General features: G+C 56.1%; 17 protein-coding genes. 8 read left to right on the plus strand and 9 right to left on the minus strand.

All coding sequences use genetic code 11. From position 1 onward, the window contains the following. Positions 1–67 precede the first annotated feature (67 nt). Positions 68–1,459: an amidohydrolase gene (locus QK300_RS09485; RefSeq protein ID WP_281301453.1), complete on the plus strand. Its 1,392-nt coding sequence runs from the start codon at positions 68–70 to the stop codon at positions 1,457–1,459. Positions 1,460–1,585: 126 nt separating this feature from the next. Continuing rightward, positions 1,586–2,002: a DUF3775 domain-containing protein gene (locus QK300_RS09490; protein ID WP_281301454.1), complete on the plus strand. Its 417-nt coding sequence runs from the start codon at positions 1,586–1,588 to the stop codon at positions 2,000–2,002. An 18-nt stretch (positions 2,003–2,020) separates the two neighbouring features. On the opposite strand, the gene QK300_RS09495 is transcribed toward QK300_RS09490, so the two are convergent. Further along, positions 2,021–2,656, minus strand: coding sequence for a glutathione binding-like protein (locus QK300_RS09495; RefSeq protein WP_281301455.1), 636 nt, complete (start codon positions 2,654–2,656; stop codon positions 2,021–2,023). A gap of 171 nt (positions 2,657–2,827) precedes the next feature. Continuing rightward, entirely contained in the window at positions 2,828–4,906 is a 2,079-nt protein-coding gene (locus QK300_RS09500; RefSeq protein ID WP_281301456.1) for a TonB-dependent receptor, read from the minus strand. Positions 4,907–5,152: 246 nt separating this feature from the next. Between QK300_RS09500 and QK300_RS09505 the strand changes: the two genes are divergently transcribed. Further along, positions 5,153–5,581 carry a transcriptional repressor gene (locus tag QK300_RS09505; RefSeq protein ID WP_281302299.1) on the plus strand — a complete coding sequence of 143 codons (429 nt, stop codon included), beginning with the start codon at positions 5,153–5,155 and terminating at the stop codon, positions 5,579–5,581. Between the two features lie 106 nt (positions 5,582–5,687). Beyond that, the gene (locus QK300_RS09510; protein WP_281302298.1) at positions 5,688–6,332 is read left to right on the plus strand and encodes a hypothetical protein; all 645 of its coding nucleotides are present in this window, start codon (positions 5,688–5,690) and stop codon (positions 6,330–6,332) included. A gap of 23 nt (positions 6,333–6,355) precedes the next feature. On the opposite strand, the gene QK300_RS09515 is transcribed toward QK300_RS09510, so the two are convergent. The 4 genes from QK300_RS09515 to QK300_RS09530 form a co-directional block, all read right to left on the minus strand. Then, positions 6,356–6,733: an acyl-CoA thioesterase gene (locus tag QK300_RS09515; RefSeq protein WP_281301459.1), complete on the minus strand. Its 378-nt coding sequence runs from the start codon at positions 6,731–6,733 to the stop codon at positions 6,356–6,358. A gap of 45 nt (positions 6,734–6,778) precedes the next feature. Continuing rightward, a complete protein-coding gene (locus QK300_RS09520) occupies positions 6,779–7,972 on the minus strand; it encodes a mechanosensitive ion channel family protein (protein ID WP_281301460.1) in 1,194 nt (397 codons plus the stop codon). Positions 7,973–8,045: 73 nt separating this feature from the next. Beyond that, the gene (locus QK300_RS09525) at positions 8,046–8,279 is read right to left on the minus strand and encodes a hypothetical protein (RefSeq protein ID WP_281301461.1); all 234 of its coding nucleotides are present in this window, start codon (positions 8,277–8,279) and stop codon (positions 8,046–8,048) included. Then, positions 8,276–9,130, minus strand: a complete 855-nt coding sequence (locus tag QK300_RS09530) for a DUF1499 domain-containing protein (protein ID WP_281301462.1) — start codon at positions 9,128–9,130, stop codon at positions 8,276–8,278. The genes QK300_RS09525 and QK300_RS09530 overlap by 4 nt, the downstream gene beginning before the upstream one ends. A gap of 109 nt (positions 9,131–9,239) precedes the next feature. On the opposite strand from QK300_RS09530, the gene QK300_RS09535 reads away from it, so the two are divergent. The 4 genes from QK300_RS09535 (at position 9,240) to QK300_RS09550 (ending at position 12,499) form a co-directional block, all read left to right on the plus strand. Beyond that, positions 9,240–9,671 (plus strand): CBS domain-containing protein, encoded by a 432-nt coding sequence (locus QK300_RS09535; protein ID WP_281301463.1) that lies wholly within the window; start codon positions 9,240–9,242, stop codon positions 9,669–9,671. A 107-nt stretch (positions 9,672–9,778) separates the two neighbouring features. After that, positions 9,779–11,197, plus strand: coding sequence for an aminotransferase (locus QK300_RS09540; RefSeq protein WP_281301464.1), 1,419 nt, complete (start codon positions 9,779–9,781; stop codon positions 11,195–11,197). Then, positions 11,175–11,885: a class I SAM-dependent methyltransferase gene (locus tag QK300_RS09545; protein WP_281301465.1), complete on the plus strand. Its 711-nt coding sequence runs from the start codon at positions 11,175–11,177 to the stop codon at positions 11,883–11,885. Before QK300_RS09540 ends, QK300_RS09545 begins: the two co-directional genes overlap by 23 nt. Beyond that, positions 11,882–12,499 (plus strand): methyltransferase, encoded by a 618-nt coding sequence (locus QK300_RS09550; protein WP_281301466.1) that lies wholly within the window; start codon positions 11,882–11,884, stop codon positions 12,497–12,499. The genes QK300_RS09545 and QK300_RS09550 overlap by 4 nt, the downstream gene beginning before the upstream one ends. Here QK300_RS09550 and QK300_RS09555 read toward each other — a convergent pair. Genes QK300_RS09555 through QK300_RS09565 form a run of 3 tightly spaced genes read right to left on the minus strand, consistent with a single transcriptional unit; the run spans position 12,477 to position 15,792 of the window. Continuing rightward, positions 12,477–13,481, minus strand: coding sequence for an NAD-dependent epimerase/dehydratase family protein (locus tag QK300_RS09555; protein ID WP_281301467.1), 1,005 nt, complete (start codon positions 13,479–13,481; stop codon positions 12,477–12,479). The genes QK300_RS09550 and QK300_RS09555 overlap by 23 nt on opposite strands. Next, a complete protein-coding gene (locus QK300_RS09560; RefSeq protein ID WP_281301468.1) occupies positions 13,478–14,689 on the minus strand; it encodes a hypothetical protein in 1,212 nt (403 codons plus the stop codon). Before QK300_RS09560 ends, QK300_RS09555 begins: the two co-directional genes overlap by 4 nt. Continuing rightward, positions 14,689–15,792: a sulfotransferase gene (locus tag QK300_RS09565; protein ID WP_281301469.1), complete on the minus strand. Its 1,104-nt coding sequence runs from the start codon at positions 15,790–15,792 to the stop codon at positions 14,689–14,691. Before QK300_RS09565 ends, QK300_RS09560 begins: the two co-directional genes overlap by 1 nt. Between the last annotated feature and the right edge of the window lie 87 nt (positions 15,793–15,879).

The raw sequence follows: 15,879 nt of genomic DNA on the forward strand, positions 1-15,879 counted from the left end.
TTTATTTCGCATCATGCTTGCATCTTATAATGTGAGAGTGCCACTAAAAATGACAAAGGGGATCAAGATGATGTGTTTTCTAAAAATTTCGGGGCCGAGGTCGTGGCGGCTGGGGCGTCATCATCTGGGGGTTTTTGGGCTCATGGCAGCCTTCTTTGCGCCCGGCCTCAGTTGGGCGCAGGTGTCTGGCTCTCAATCGCCCGCAGATGATGCCGCCATCGAAAGCGGCATTGAAAGCGATTATGCTTATCTCGAAAAGCTTTATACCCATCTTCATGCCCATCCTGAATTGTCGTTTCAAGAAGCCGAGACCGCAGCGCGCATGGCCAGCGAGCTTGGGGAATTGGGTTTTGATGTCACCCCCGATGTGGGCGGCCATGGGCTTGTGGGGGTTTTTAAAAACGGCCCCGGCCCCACGCTTTTGATCCGCGCCGATATGGATGCCCTGCCGGTGAAGGAAATGACCGGCAAGCCCTATGCCTCAACGGTGACGGCGGTGGAACAGAATGGCCAGGATGTGCATGTGATGCATGCCTGCGGCCATGATGTGCATATGACCGTTTTTGTGGGCACGGCGCGGCGGCTGGTGTCTTTGCGTGATCAATGGTCGGGCACTTTGGTGATGATCGGCCAGCCGGCGGAAGAACGCGGAGCCGGGGCCAAAGCGATGATTTCCGATGGCTTGTTCGAGCGCTTTCCCCGTCCCGATTATAATATCGCGCTGCATGTCAGTTCATCTTTGGCGGCGGGTAAGCTGGCTTATGTGCCGGGCTATGCCCTTGCCAATGTGGATTCAGTGGATATTGCGGTGCATGGCATTGGCGGCCATGGGGCCTATCCCCATGCCACCAAAGATCCGGTGGTGCTGGCCAGCCAGATCGTTTTGGGCCTGCAAACCATCGCCAGCCGCGAGGTGGACCCGCAAGATCCGGTGGTGGTGACGGTGGGATCGATCCATGGCGGCACCAAGCACAATATCATCAGTGATCGGGTCGATCTGCAACTGACCGTGCGCAGCTATTCCGATGCCACCCGCAGCCGGGTTTTGGCAGCCATCGAGCGGATCACCAAAAATACCGCGCTGGCTTTTGGCCTGCCCTCAGATCGCTTGCCCGAAGTGGTGGTGAAGGATGAATTCACCCCCTCCACCTATAATGATCCCGATCTCACTGCGCGATTGGTTGCAGCCCTTAGCGGGCCTTTGGGGGCAGAGAATGTGTTGGAAACCCAGCCGGTGATGGGGGGTGAGGATTTTGGCCGCTATGGCCGCGAAGGCATTCCCAGTGTGATTTTCTGGCTGGGTGCGGTGGAGCCTGAAAAAGTGGCGGCGGCTGCGCGTGGAGAGATCAGCCTGCCATCTCTTCATTCGCCATTTTTTGCGCCCTTGCCCGAACCCACGATCAAAACCGGGGTGGAGGCGATGACCCATGCAGCGCTTGATCTGTTTGGCAGCGAATAGGATTTGGGGCGGAGCTTTTGGCTTGGCTCGGCTTTCATTTTGATCACATGTGATGCGATGATGGATTGACCAAGGGGCCGATCCGGGGTCATGCTTTTCTCTACAGTGTTGGAGGGAGGATGAGCCATGATTCCCGGAAAGCCGCCGCCAGAGCCGATAGACGACGATGACAGCCCGCTTAATATCACGGTAGACACCGTTTCCCATATCATCGAACGGGTGCAGGAAGCCTATGGCGATCTGCCCCATGATCATGAAGGGGACGGGGATGTGGATGTGACCGAGCGCCGGGGCGCCGAAGCCGATTTCAATGCGCTAGCGGAGTTCATCGATGATTTGAATGAAGATGAGCGCATCGATCTGGTGACCCTGATGTGGGTGGGGCGGGGCACCTTCAGCGCCGATGAACTGCCCCAAATCAGGGCAGAAGCCCGGCGCGAAGCCACCCACACAACCGCTGATTATCTGCTTTCCACCCCCTTGCTCGCTATTTATCTGGCCGATGGGCTTGAAGCCTTTGGGCTGGCGGTGGAAAGCGATTAGGGGGATCAGGCAGGCCGCCTAAATATCGGGCACGCAGACACCCTTTTGCACGGCGGGGCGTTTGGCAAGCGCGGTCAGCCATCTTTGGATATGGGGCATATCGGGGATTTTTCCCTGCGTTTCTTCCTGCAGGAATTTCAACCCGAATTTGGTCCAAGAAAAGCTGGCGATATCAGCGATGCTATAGTCGTCTCCGGCAAGATAGGCGCTTTTGGAAAGCTGGTTATCCATCACCGAAAGCAGGCGGCTCGATTCATCGCGATAGCGTTCGATAGCATAAGGCAAGCGATGGGGCGCATAATGATAGAAATGAAAAGCCTGCCCCATCATCGGGCCCAGATTGGCCGCCTGCCAGATCACCCAATTCATCGCCCGATAGCGATCTTCGCCCGCCTCGGGTAGGAATTTTCCGGTTTTCTCGGCCAGATAAAGCAGGATGGAAACCGATTCGAAAACCGTGATATCGCCCGATGGGCCATCATGATCGACCAGCGCGGGGATTTTTCCATTCGGATTGATGGACAGAAAGTCTGCGCGTTTTTGCAATCCCTGACCGATATCGGTGGGAAAAACAGTATATTCCAGCGCACATTCCTCAAGCATGATCGAGGCCTTGTGTCCATTGGGGGTGGCCCATGTGTAAAGATCAATCATGGCGTCTCCTTGGTTTGGCATTTTCTGATCCCGGCTCAGTGCCGGGCTGTGAAAAAGGCCGCACCCATGGGGTGGGTGCGGCTGAGCCGGTCAAGGCAGGTGATCCGCAGGCCCAGAATGGAGCCCCAGAATGGAGCCATAGATCAGGCGTGGGATAAGCCTTTCAATCCCCTAAAAACCGGCACGAAGCATGAACCGCACGGTGCGGCCCGGCGCAGGCACCAGATCCTTGAGGAAGCTGGTGTGGAAGCGAATATCGCTATCAGCCAGATTGCGGCCCTCGATGATCAGTGAAATATCCCGCTCTTCAAAGGGATGAACGACAAGACTGGCCGTAAGGTTCACATAATCATCGGTTGGCAGTTCAAATTCGCCAATGTCTTTCTGGCTTGCGACATATTCCGCTGCGATATGCACATCGAAATAATGGCTTTCATAATCGCCACCAAGGGTGAATGACAAAGGCGGGATGCGGGGCAAGGGGGTATCGCTGGCCGTCTCCTTGGCATTCACAAAATCCAATTGGGCATTGATGGAGAAGGCCTGTTCGCCCGCCCGCCAAAGCTCATAATCCGCTTCAAGCTCAAGGCCATAAAAGCGGGCATTGGTGGCAGAAAATTGGGCCACGGGCAGACCATCTTCTTCCTCGCCGGTAAAGCGCTCGAAAATGAAATCACTATAATCATAATAAAAGCCATTGATCAGGAATTCAAAAGGACCGTCGGCTTTTTTCAGATTGAGTTCAAGGCCTTTCACCGTTTCTTCGCCCAGATCCACATCGCCCAGTTCAAAGGTGAAGGTTGCCAGATGCGGGCCATTCGAGAAAAGTTCATCGGCATTGGGGGCGCGCTCGGTGCGAAAGCTGTTGAGCCCGATCAGATACCCTTTCCCAAGGGTATAAGAAGCCCCGGCAGAGAGGCTGATGCCGGTGAAATTGCGCTCGACACCCAAAATATCGGATTTTGCCTCCTGACGATCAAGTCGGGCCCCCGCATCAAAATGCCATGGTCCGATTTCATAGCTTTGGAAGCTGTATAACCCCCATTGAAACGTTTCATTGGGGGGAACGAAGGCTTCAGCCCCGATGGCTTCAAATTCACGACTGCGCAGATGCAGGCCGCTGGTGCCGGTCCAGCCGCCAAAAGCGATCTGATCCAGATCAATCCGGCCTTCCCACTCATCATTTAAAAACAGGGTGCCAATCTCGCCGCCTTCGAGTTCAGCCTGTTCATAATCGGCATAGCCAAAGCGAAAGCGGGCTTTATCAAAGACCAGAAAATCGCTGGTCCATTCCCCGATGAGATCATAGCGTGTCTGTTCGATATCGATCCGCACGCCTTCTTCACCTTCTTCGCCGTCTTCTTCTTCCTCTTCCTCTTCAAGCTCGACGGGGATGCCATAATTATTATCGAGCCGGGTGACAGAGGCGCCCAGAAAGCCATGTCGCCCAACATAAGATAAGCCACCCGTGACCCCCCAATTTTCCAGATCGGAATTCTCGGCCCGGCCAAAAGGCTCGCTCTCGCCGGCGGGCAGGGGATTGGCGGCGCGCTCGCGATCCGATCGTAAAAAGCCGGGAGCCTTGAAATTCCCGGCATCACGATAAAAACCATTCACATGGGCCATCAGTCCTCCGGCGATATTGGCCGTGAGCGCGCCACTATTGAGCACTTCGTCGCCATTGGTGCCATAGCTGGTGAGAAACTGCCCATCCACCCGGCCATTTTCAGGTAAGGCACGGGGCACGCGATCATCGATCACATTCACCACCCCGGCAATCGCATTAGCCCCATACATCAAGGTGGCGGGGCCACGGATCACCTCAACCTTGCGGGCCGTGGCCAGATCCACCGCCGGGGCATGATCGGGGCTGGTTGTTGCAACATCAAAGGTTCCCAGATCATTGATCAGGATACGCAAGCGATCACCCGCCAAACCACGGATGATCGGGCGGCTGGCCCCTTGGCCAAAGGATGTTTGCGATAAGCCGGGCAGGCCATCAAGGCTATCGCCGATGGTACCGCGCAGATTGCGGGCCAATTCTTCCCCCGCCAAAACCGATGTTCCCTGCAGGATTTCAAAGCGGGATCGCCCGCCGGGATGCGCCGAGACGACGATTTCCTCGATGCCGCCACGATCATGACCGGGATGGCCTTGATCAGTGGCCATCTGGGCTTTGGCCATCCCATGAAGGGCCGTGCTGCTGGCAAGGCTGATGATAAAGAGACGATAAGCTTTTTCCCGCGACATGGTAATCGGTCCTCAATGTGAATTTATGGGGATTTGTTTCTTGGGAACTGTAATGTTATATTATCTCATTATCGTCAAGCCTTAATATCACCTATGACACGTTAAACCCGAAAAACGCCAAAGCAGGTAGAAATCTATCGCCTGATCGCGCTAAGCTGGCAGAATGAGAGGGAGGCCATGGTGCAAAAACAAAGAGATCAAGGAATGATATCCGATCATCGGCCGCATGATCATGATCAGTGTCAAATGGCGGCTATCGATACGGCCCGGCTGATCTGTGCCCGCCGGGGCACGCGTTTGACCGAGATGCGCCAGCGGGTTCTGGAACTGATCTGGAACGGCCACGCGGCGGTCAAGGCTTATGATCTGCTCGAACTGCTGTCGGCCCCTGATCGCGCGGTGCGCCCCCCCACGGTTTATCGGGCGCTGGAATTTTTGCTGGAAAACGGGCTGATCCACCGGATTGAATCCCTCAATGCTTATGTGGGTTGCCCATCACCGGGGGAAGCCCATGTCAGCCAGTTTTTGATCTGCGAAAATTGTGCGGTGGTGACCGAGCTTCTGGGCCGGGATATCGCAAGGCTGGTGCGCGATGAGGCCGATCAGCATGGCTTTCTGATCCGCCGCCAAACGGTTGAGGTGCAGGGATTGTGCCGGCAGTGCCAAGCCGCCTGAGTCCCGCTTTATCCTCGCTTTTGTCACAATTCTCTCATTTCAATGTCACATGGCTTAAACGCAGTTGGTGCATTCTGATCTGAATTGACCTGATAGCGAGAGCGCCGTGTTTCTTGGAAAGATTGTGGGTGAAGCGACCCCGGATCATCAGCAGATCAACTTAGCAGGGCGGCTGGTTCTTTTGATCGGGCCACCGGGTGGCGGGATGCGCCGGCTGGTGCAGCAGGCCCGCGCCCATCATCTGGGCCGTGGCCGGGTGATTTTCCCGCGACGCTATCTCGCACTTCCCTCTGATAGCGGCAGCAAAAGGGTGGAGCCATCGCGGGCTGAAGATGCGCATTATCTGCCCCGCGATGTTTTCCATGATTATGTGAACCAGGGCTTTTTTGCCCTGCATTGGGGCGATGGATCGACACTCTATGGCATCGGGCGCGAGATCGAAAGCTGGATGGATGCCGGTCTTGATGTGGTGGTGCCAGCGGATATGGACATTCTGGCCCGGGCGCAGGCGCGCTATCCTTCCATGAAGGCCGTGGTGGTTTCCCCTAATGCCGATGCGATGAAGGCATGGATGGCGGGATCAGAAACGGTGCTCTCATCTTGCGATGCCGGGGGCTTCAGGCCAGCCCCATCGCACAGGGCGGATGGGGGCCATTTTGCGCGTGGTTTTCCCAATCTGCCGATGGTGCAAACAGATGAGGATTTCACCAAGGCCGCAGAGCGCTTATTGGTCCTTTTGGCGCGATCCTGATCATTCTGATAAGGGCGAAGGGATCAGTCCGGCTGATCCACGGGGCGGGGGCGGCCTTCGCTATCCACGGCCACAAAGATGAAGGTGCCTTCGGTTACGGTGAATTCTTCCTCGATGCCTCGGCGGGTTACACAGACCTCAACGCTGATATGCAAAGATGTGCGGCCCACAGATTTGATATCGGCATAGCAGCTGATCAAATCCCCCACATGCACCGGGCGGTGAAATTTCATGCCCTCGATAGCTACGGTAGCCACCGCGCCCTTGGCCCGTTTGCTGGCGGTGATGCCACCCGCCACATCCATTTGCGATAGCAGCCAGCCGCCGAAAATATGGCCATTCAGATTGAGATCAGCAAGGCGCGGGGCCGTGCGAATGATCGGATCGCGTTTTATGGTCATGGAGAGGGTCTCTGTTGGGGACACTGAAAACACAGCATCGTACTGTTAAGAATTTTTTTGAACGATTTCGTTGGTTGCTGTCAAGGATTGGGCTGCCGTATCGGCCTTATTGGCAGATTGGGGAAAGCTTTCGGCGGCATCGGGCATGGTTTCCACATAAAGCGAGCGGCTGGGGAAGGCAAATCCGGCTCCTGCTTCTTCAACGATGTCCTTGATTTTGAAGGCCAGCCGCTCTTTCACCTCAAGCCATTCGCCCCATTTTGTGGTGCGGGTAAAGCAATAGAGCAAAATATCGATGGAATTGGCTGAAAAGGCATCGATGCGCACAAAGGTGCTGGCCATTTCGGGTTTGGCAAAATCATCGCTTTCCAGAATATAAGCCTCGATCCCATCACGGATGCGGCGAAGCTGGTCGCCGGTTGTGCGATATTCCAGCCCGATGATCCATTTGATGCGGCGATAGGTCATTCTCTGGAAATTGGTGACCGCATTATCCGATAATTTGGAATTGGGCACATAAACGGGGGCCTTGTCGAAACGGCGGATTTTGGTCGTGCGAAAGCCGATTTCCTCCACATCACCTTCCACAACGCCATCAACAGAAATCCAATCGCCGGGATGAAAGCGACGTTCGCCAATCACGAAAAGCCCCGAAATCAGGTTTTTGAACAGATCCTGCGCCCCCAAAGCCACCGCGACGCCAAAAAGCCCAAGCCCCGCGATGATCGGGGCGACAGCAATGCCCCAGATTTCAAGTATGGCCGCAGAGCCCAGCAAAATGAAGGCAACCTTGGCCGATTTGATGATCCAATCCACCATCGCCGGGGTTAAAATCCCTCGGCTGTGCATCAAAATCCCGCCGATGGGGGAAACGATCCGATGCAAGGTCCAAAATAAAGTGAAGGTGACGAGGGAGCGATTGATATGGTTGAAGAACGCTTCCACATCTTCGCCCACATTCAAGGCGCTGGTGGCAAAAAAGATCCCCATAACAATGGGAATGAAGCGAACAGGGGCCCGGATGACCTCAAGAATCTGGTTATCAATATCGGTTTTTGTGCGCGAGGCTGCTCTTTGTAAAGCCGATAAAATAAAGCGGGTCAGGATATTGCGCAGCATGATGAAGAGGAGAAAAATCCCCAAAGCAAATAGGCTGTCGGCAATATGGATGCCAAAAACCCCATGCTGCCAAACATCGACGACAAGATTCCAAAAATCCTGAAAGGATGCGATCGTCATAAACGGGGTCCGCTGATTTTGGGGCTATGAAAGCCGGGATGTGATGAAGGGCTGTAAACCCCCAAAAAAAGGATTATTCGCGTTCATCGCCATGGGCGGATTGATCATGGCCCGAACGAGCCGAATAAAAAACCAGCCACATCAGCCCTACACCGATGCCAATGGTAAAGACAATCCCCAATCCCATGGCGATCATGCCATGGAGACTAAGGGGTATATCCGTGATTTCCTGCATCACGATATAGGATGTGATGGCGGTAGCCAAAAGCAGGGCACCCAGGATGGCAACTGTGAACACTGTTTTCATGAGCGGGATATGGCTTTTTCTGACAAGGTTTCAAGGAAGGCGCGGATGCGTTTGGCATTGGCCCCCAGATCGCTGATCCCGATGCGGGAAACAGAGCGCACATCCACCCGGGTTTGATCATTCTCATAGCGCAGGCGCACTATGATATCATCTTTGAAACCATACCAGAATGTGGTGTCTGTGGCCTCGATCAAAGCGCTTTCGGGCAAAGCGCTTTCGGGCAGGGCGCTTTCGGGCAAGGCGCTTTCGGAAATGCTTTCATCCGCGATTGGGGCGTCGGCGATTTCCCACCCCAGATCTTTGGCTGCGGCCAGCGCCAGATTTTGCACCTCATCGAGGGGCAGATCGAGCATCAAAGGGGCAAGATCGCCATAAGCTTCCCGGTGATAAACCAGCCAGCGTGTTTCGGGGGCCAGATCAGCCAGATCGCTGCGCCCACGATCCGGCACGATCATCGGGCTGCCATCACGCGGATTAAGGCTTTGAAAACGCGGCGGATCGGCAAGATCGGTGGTGACATCATGGATCGGCACGGCGGCGGTGGCATCGCTGCGCAAAAGATAAAGCGTGGTAACCACGGCACCGCTTAAAAGGATCGATAAAGCCAGCCGCCCGCTGATGGCATTATGGCCACCCGCTGCGGCCATCAGCAAAGCCAGAATGCTGACCACGCCGGTGAAGGCGGCAATATAAAAAGCCCAGCGCATCAGGCTGATCGCCATCCCGAATGACCAAAGTTCGATCCGCACGCCGGGGCCGGGGGCGATCATCAGGAAAAGGGCGAGCATCGAGAGCAATAAAAGCCCGGCGGAAAGGAAACGCCAGTTCCGCGCCTGTTGTCTGAAAGCCATGGTCATGCACCCTATGGTTATGGTATTCTTAACCTCATTTCGCAGCTTTTACAGCATAGCCAGTCAAAGCCATATTCGCCAGCACAGAGGATGACAAGGGGAGAGTTCCATGACTGTAGCCTCGATTTTAAAAGAAAAAGGCTCGGCTGTTACCAGTATATTGGAAAGCGCCAGCCTGCGCGATGCGGTGGCTTTGCTTGCCGAGGAAAAAATCGGTGCCGTTCTGGTGCTCGATAATGAAGGGAGCATTGCAGGGATGCTGTCGGAACGCGATGTGGTGCGAGAATTGGCCATCCATGGCCCTGCGCTTTTAGATCGTTTCGTGCACGAGATCATGACCCGCCATGTGGTGACCGCATCCCCCGATGAAACCATTGCGTCCCTCATGGCGGTGATGACGAAGGGCCGCTTTCGCCATGTGCCGGTGGTGCACAATGATCGGCTGTTGGGCCTTGTTTCCATTGGCGATATCGTCAAAATCCGCATTGCCGAGGCGGAGATGGAGGCCCAATCGCTCAAAAGCTATATCTGCACGGGTTGATGGTTTTACGATGTTGGGTGGAACGAGGACGGATGCCGCGATCTTAAGGCTTTTTTAGCCATGACCATCGTATCAGGGGCATGATATTCCTGTGAAAAAGGATCGTCATGGCCTCTCAGCAAAAAACATCAGCCGTGCCCACAGCACCAAGCCCCGAACAGCGCGCGCAGCAGCGCCAGTTTCTGCGTGAGGGGGATCGGCGGCATCATATCCATCCCTTTACCGATCATCAGGCGCTGGCCCAATCGGGGGCGTTCATCGCCGAGCGGGCATCGGGCTCCACCCTTTATGGCGAGGGGGATCTGGCGCTTCTGGATGCGATGGCGGGTTTGGCGTGCGTGAATGTGGGCTATGGCCGCCCGGAACTGGCACAGGCAGCCAGCGCGGCGATGCACGATCTGGCCTATTATCACAGCTTTCAGGCGGTCACCAATCCCCATGCCGCGGCCTTGTCGGCACGGATCGCTGAACTGGCGCCGGGATCGCTCAATCGGGTATTTTTTGCCAATTCCGGTTCGGAAGCCAATGAAACCATCCTGAAATGCGTGCGTGCCTATTGGCGGCTGAAAGGCGCACCAGAGCGCCAGCATATCATCGCCCGGGATTACGCCTATCATGGCTCCACCATGCTCACCACCAGCCTCAATGGCCTGCCGGTGATGCATCAGGCTTTCGGCCTGCCTTTGCCCGGCGTCAGCCATATCGAAGCCCCTTATTGGTATCGTTTGGGGGGTGATCTTGATCCCGAAGCCTATGGCCGCAAAGCCGCCGCCGCTTTGAAGGCCAAAATCATGGAATTGGGGCGCGATCAGGTTGCCGCCTTCATTGCCGAGCCGATACAGGTGACATCGGGCGTGATCATGCCGCCATCGAGCTATTGGCCGGAGATTTCCGCCATCTGCAAAGAAGAAGGCATTTTGCTGATCGCCGATGAGGTGGTGACCGGATTTGGCCGCACCGGCCATTGGTTTGCCCAAAATCATTACGGCTTTGAAGCTGATTTCATGACTCTGGCCAAGGGTTTAAGCTCGGGCTATATGCCCCTGGCGGCGGCGGTAGTCACAGATTCTATTGCCGATCTGGTGCTGGATCAGGGCGGCGCCTTTCAGCATGGGTTCACCACATCGGGCCATCCCGTGGCCTGTGCGGTGGCCCATGAAAATCTGGCGATCATCGAACGCGAACATCTGGTGGAAAAGGCCGGGCAATCCGGGGCCGCTCTGCACCGGGCTTTGGCATCCATCATTGGCGATCATCCTTTGGTGGGTGAAATCCGGGGCATCGGCCTTTTGGCCGGGATCGAACTGGTGCGTGATCGCCAAAGCCGCACTGCCTATCCTCTGGAGATGGGATTATGCAGCCATATCGCGAATGCCGTGCTGATGAAGGGGGTGATCATTCGCCCCACGGGCAATTCTTTGGTGATCTGCCCGCCTTTCATCATTACCGAGGCGGAAATCGACCGGATCGTTTCGGCCCTGGCGCAGGGGCTGGATGAGGTTTATGCACAAATCCAAAAAGGATGAGACGATAGCCTGCCCGCTATGCGGTATGGCCGGGGCGATGCCCTTCATCGAGATTGAGGGCAAAGCCTATCATGCCTGCGAGCAGTGCGAGATCCGGTTTTTACATCCGCGCCATCATTTGCCGCCCATGGCCGAAAAAGCCCATTATGATCAGCATGAAAATGACGTGGATGATCCCGGCTATCGCCGCTTTATCGCCCGGCTTCTCGATCCCTTGCTGGCTTATCTGGATCAAAACCCCGCTGGCCAAAGTTTAGCTGAGAGGCCCCTTCAGGCTCTTGATTTTGGCTGCGGTCCCGGCCCGGCTTTGGCGATGATGATCAAGGAAGCAGGCCATCATTGCGTCCTTTATGATCCTTTTTTCCATCCCGATCAGGCGGCCATCGATCCGGGCGAAAAGGCGGGGGCTTATGATATCATCTGCTGCACCGAAGTGGCCGAGCATCTTTATCACCCGGCTCAGATATTTGATCAGCTTGTGCGGCTGTTGGCGCCCCATGGGGTTTTGGCGATCATGACCTGTTTTCAAACCGATGATGCCCGCTTTGCCCAATGGCATTATCGCCGCGATCCCACCCATGTAATTTTCTATCGCCTGCGCAGTTTTCAGATTCTGGCCGATCACTATGGGCTATCCTGCCACAGCCCGGCGAAGGATGTGGTTTTTCTCAAAAAGGCAGGCCAATGAGCACGGAGCTGCATCTGGCCCGCCTTGATCAGGTGGTGGCGGATATATTGGCCTTGGGCGCGCGGTCGGTGCTGGATATGGGCTGCGGCGATGGGGTTTTGATCCTTGAATTGCTGAAATATCCGGTGATTGAAAAGCTCGCCGGGATGGATATGGGGGAAGAGGCGATCCGCCGCCTGCGCCAGACACTGTCCGCCCTGCCGCAAAAAGATCGTGATCGTGTCACCCTTGCCAAAGGATCGATGCTGGATGCCGATCAGCGCTGGCAGGGATTTGATCTGGCGGTGATGCTGGAAACCATCGAGCATCTTGATCCCGCCGATCTTTCGCGCCTTGAGCGCCGATTATTTCATGATTTTTCCCCGCGCTGGATCATCATCACCACCCCCAATAGCGAATTCAATGATTTGCTGGGGGTGCCGCCCCATCGCTTTCGCCATCCCGATCATCGCTTTGAATGGGATCGCGCCCGCTTTGCCGCCTGGGCCCGTGGGGTGGCCAAACGCCATGGCTATGATGTGGATTTAAAGCCATTGGGCGGGGCCCATCCGCTTTTGGGCGGGCCATCGCAGATGGCTTTATTTGCGCGGATCAGCCCTTCGGATCGAGAATAGCCTCAACCGTGCGCTTTAAAATCTGGCTGGCCGGCTGCGGTTGCCAATGCAGCAGGGCGCGGGCAAGGCTGCTATCATAGCGGCGGAAAAATCGTGCTGCCCGCACCCCTTCCACTGAAGCGGCGGGGGCTTTACCGTTCAGTCGGCTGATGATGTTGCCCCCATGGCCGGCCATGGCCGCCAGCCAATAGGGAATGGTTTTGCGGGGCATCGGGCGGCCGCTGATCTGCGCCAGATGATCGAGCATGGCCCCAAAGCCGATGGTCTCGCCCGCCAGCACAAAACGGCTGCCATCCGGGGCATTTTGGGCTGCGGCCAGATGGGCTTTTGCGGTTTGATCCACATCGATCAGATTGAGGCCCATCTCCAGATAAGCGGGGGGGGGATGGTGCAAAAACCCTTTGATCATATCGGTTGGTTCGGTTGCGAAATGATCGGGTGGCCCCATGGGCACCGTGGGATAAAGGATCAGGATTTCCAGCGATCCGCCCATGGCCCGGCGCAAGGCTTCATCAGCCAGCCATTTGGATCGGCTATAGGGGCCGGGCATGGATTCCAGCGGCGGTTTGGGATCATTTTCGCTGATCGGTTCGGGATTGGGATCGCGCCAATCGCGGAGAATAAGGGCGGTGGAGGTGGCAATCAGCCGCTGCACCCCAAGGGCCCTGGCCGCGGCAATCACCCGGGCCGTGCCCTGATGATTGATCTGCTCATAAAGCCCGGGATCAGCCGCCCAAAGCCGGGCATTGGCGGCCAGATGATAAACCGTTTCGCAGCCCTTCATGGCGTTCATCAGGGCATCTTGATCAAGGATCGACCCGGGATGACCGATCACGCCTTTTGGCAAAAGATCGGGTGGCAAAAGATCAGGGCAGGCGGCAGGATCAAGCACATGCACATCAGCCCCGAGCTGATGCACCTGCCGGGCAAGGCTGCTGCCGATAAAACCCGCGCCGCCGGTGATTAAAACAGGCCCATTCATGCATTGTCCCCTTGGCCCATAGCCGTTTTTGCCTTGGCGGAATGGAGCGTGCAGATGGCCAATCCCTCGCCAAAGGCCGACCCCATGATCAGATGCGATCCGCTTTTTACAGCACTTGTGGCCCCGGGAAAAACCTTGCCATCGACCCGCAGCACTTGGCTGAGATTTGCCCTGCCATCAGCCGTCAGTTCCAGACGATAAATGATGCTGTCGGGCTGGCTGAGGGGGGCATTGAAGGCGCGAAAAAGAGCATAGGACAACAGATGATCAAGGGCGGCGATATAAAAGGCCCCATCATCGCCAGGGTTGATATTATCGGGGGCGGCAGCAAGCGCAATCAGCTTGGGCAGGCCATTGGGAGCGGGGGCGGGAGCAGGATTTCGGGCATCGCCCAGATCAAGGATGCGCAGATTTTTGCCCCGGGTTTCTGCGATGATCAGATGGGGCCTGCCTTTGTGATCGGCAACCGCAAGGCCATTGGCGAAAGCAAGATCATCACGCAGCTCGGTGGCGCCTTGGGCATCGAGCAGCGCCACTGCACCATTGGCTCGGTTGAAGATCTGATCGGCCCATCGCCCGCTTTTGCTGCAGCTTCCCAGATCATTGCTGATGAGCAGGCGATCCGGGGCCAAAGCCACAACCATATTGGGATGGCACAGCCCCGTGCCATGAAGGGATTGATGGGTGATATGGGTGATCGTGGTGCCGCTTTCATCAAGGCCCAGGGCGATGATCCGGGGCCGATCCGTGATCAGCCTGCCTTGATGATCATGATAAGGCGCGCGATCAATGCTGTATAAAATCCGCTTATTATCCGCATCCCCATCCCCATTTTGGCCGATCCATAAATCCAGCCCATGGGGGCGCATGGCTTCATGGGCTGCGCGCGTCAGAGATGTCACCGTCAGGCTTTCGCCGCCCTGTTCAAGATCATCAAGGGCCAAAGCCAGCAGTCCGCCGGGATAAAGGGATGGCGCGGGCGTTTCATCAAGGGCGATGCGGCGGTTATAGGCGGCCAGATAAAGCATGCCGCGCTGATGATCGACGGCTAAATCTTCCACGCCGACAATAAGGCGCCCATCTTCATCATGAAGGGCGAGCGCGCGGCAATGGCCTGCACCATAAGGCGAGGGCGGCGCATCAGGCTGATCGCATGCGGCGAGAAGAAGGGAGAGCATCACAGCCAAAGCCGTATGCCGGCCCCCCATCAAAGCGCGTCCTCATAACCCCAATGGCGGATATGATCGCCCCAGCGATCCATCAGTTTCTGGCGCAGATCAGGGGGGGCGGTGAAGCTGTTTTTCTGATAATCGGCCACCGAGCCAAGATAGCGTTCAAACACCGGGCGGGCGGTATCAAAACCATCCATGCCGAGGCGATCATAGATATGGCCGATTTCTGCCATGGGATCGGCCTGGAAGGCATCAAAGCTTAATTCATGAAATTGATGATCCGGCAGATCGGCCGTTTCCCGGCGCAGATTGTGCATCATCCGATCATAGGTCGCCAAAATGATCTCATCGATATCCAGATGGCCGTAATCCTGCAGGGCAAATTGCGCAAACAGGGCTTGATAGAAATTGCGCATGGATAAAAACACCTTCGCCGGATTGCGATGGATGTGGATGAATTTGGCATCCGGCCACAGGGCGCGCAATTGGGCCGGTCGCGCAGTATACACCGGATTTTTGATCAAAAGCTGGCGTCCCGGTTGGGCGATGGAGAGCTTTTTATAAAACAGGCGCACAATGCCTTCCCATTCAGCGCGTTTTTTGGCGCTCACACCATCCAGAAACACCCCCGATTGGAAATAGTCGTCAAATTTTTGGGGAAAATAAAGCCCGTGATAAAAAGACAGGGCCGACATATTGGCCAGCGCAATTTCATCTTCCTGCGGGGAATCCGCATCCACCCGCACCCGATCAATATAGCGATGTTCTGGCAGCTTTTTCACGAGCAATGGTTCGAGCGCCCGGCCCAAAAGCAGAAAATCCCATGGCAAAGCAGTGGCAAAGGGGGAAACATAGCCAAAGCGATCAGATTTCGAGAGCACATTATAAAGATGGGTCGTGCCTGATCGCCAATGCCCCAAAATAAAAATCGGTGCCTGATGATCTCCAGCTTTGGGGCGCAGGGCCACGGTGCCGCGCTCGATCAGGGAAAAAGGCAGCCGCCCCAGTGCTGCCCCGAATGCGGCCAGCATTTTCAGGCGGGCATGAGGGGCAAGCCCGCCCGAACGTCGCCACACGGTCCACAGCGTTGCAAGATTGGCACCATAAAGCGGATGGGATGGATCAGCCTTTTTCGACATAAAAGCAGGGCCTTTTCGGGGCAGGGGATGCGATAGACCTGTGATCGCCCCGGTGGGGCCGCTTGTCAAGCCAAGGCCATATCACAG

Source organism: Iodidimonas sp. MBR-22 (assembly GCF_029946565.1).
GTDB lineage: Bacteria > Pseudomonadota > Alphaproteobacteria > Sphingomonadales > Rhodothalassiaceae > Iodidimonas > Iodidimonas nitroreducens.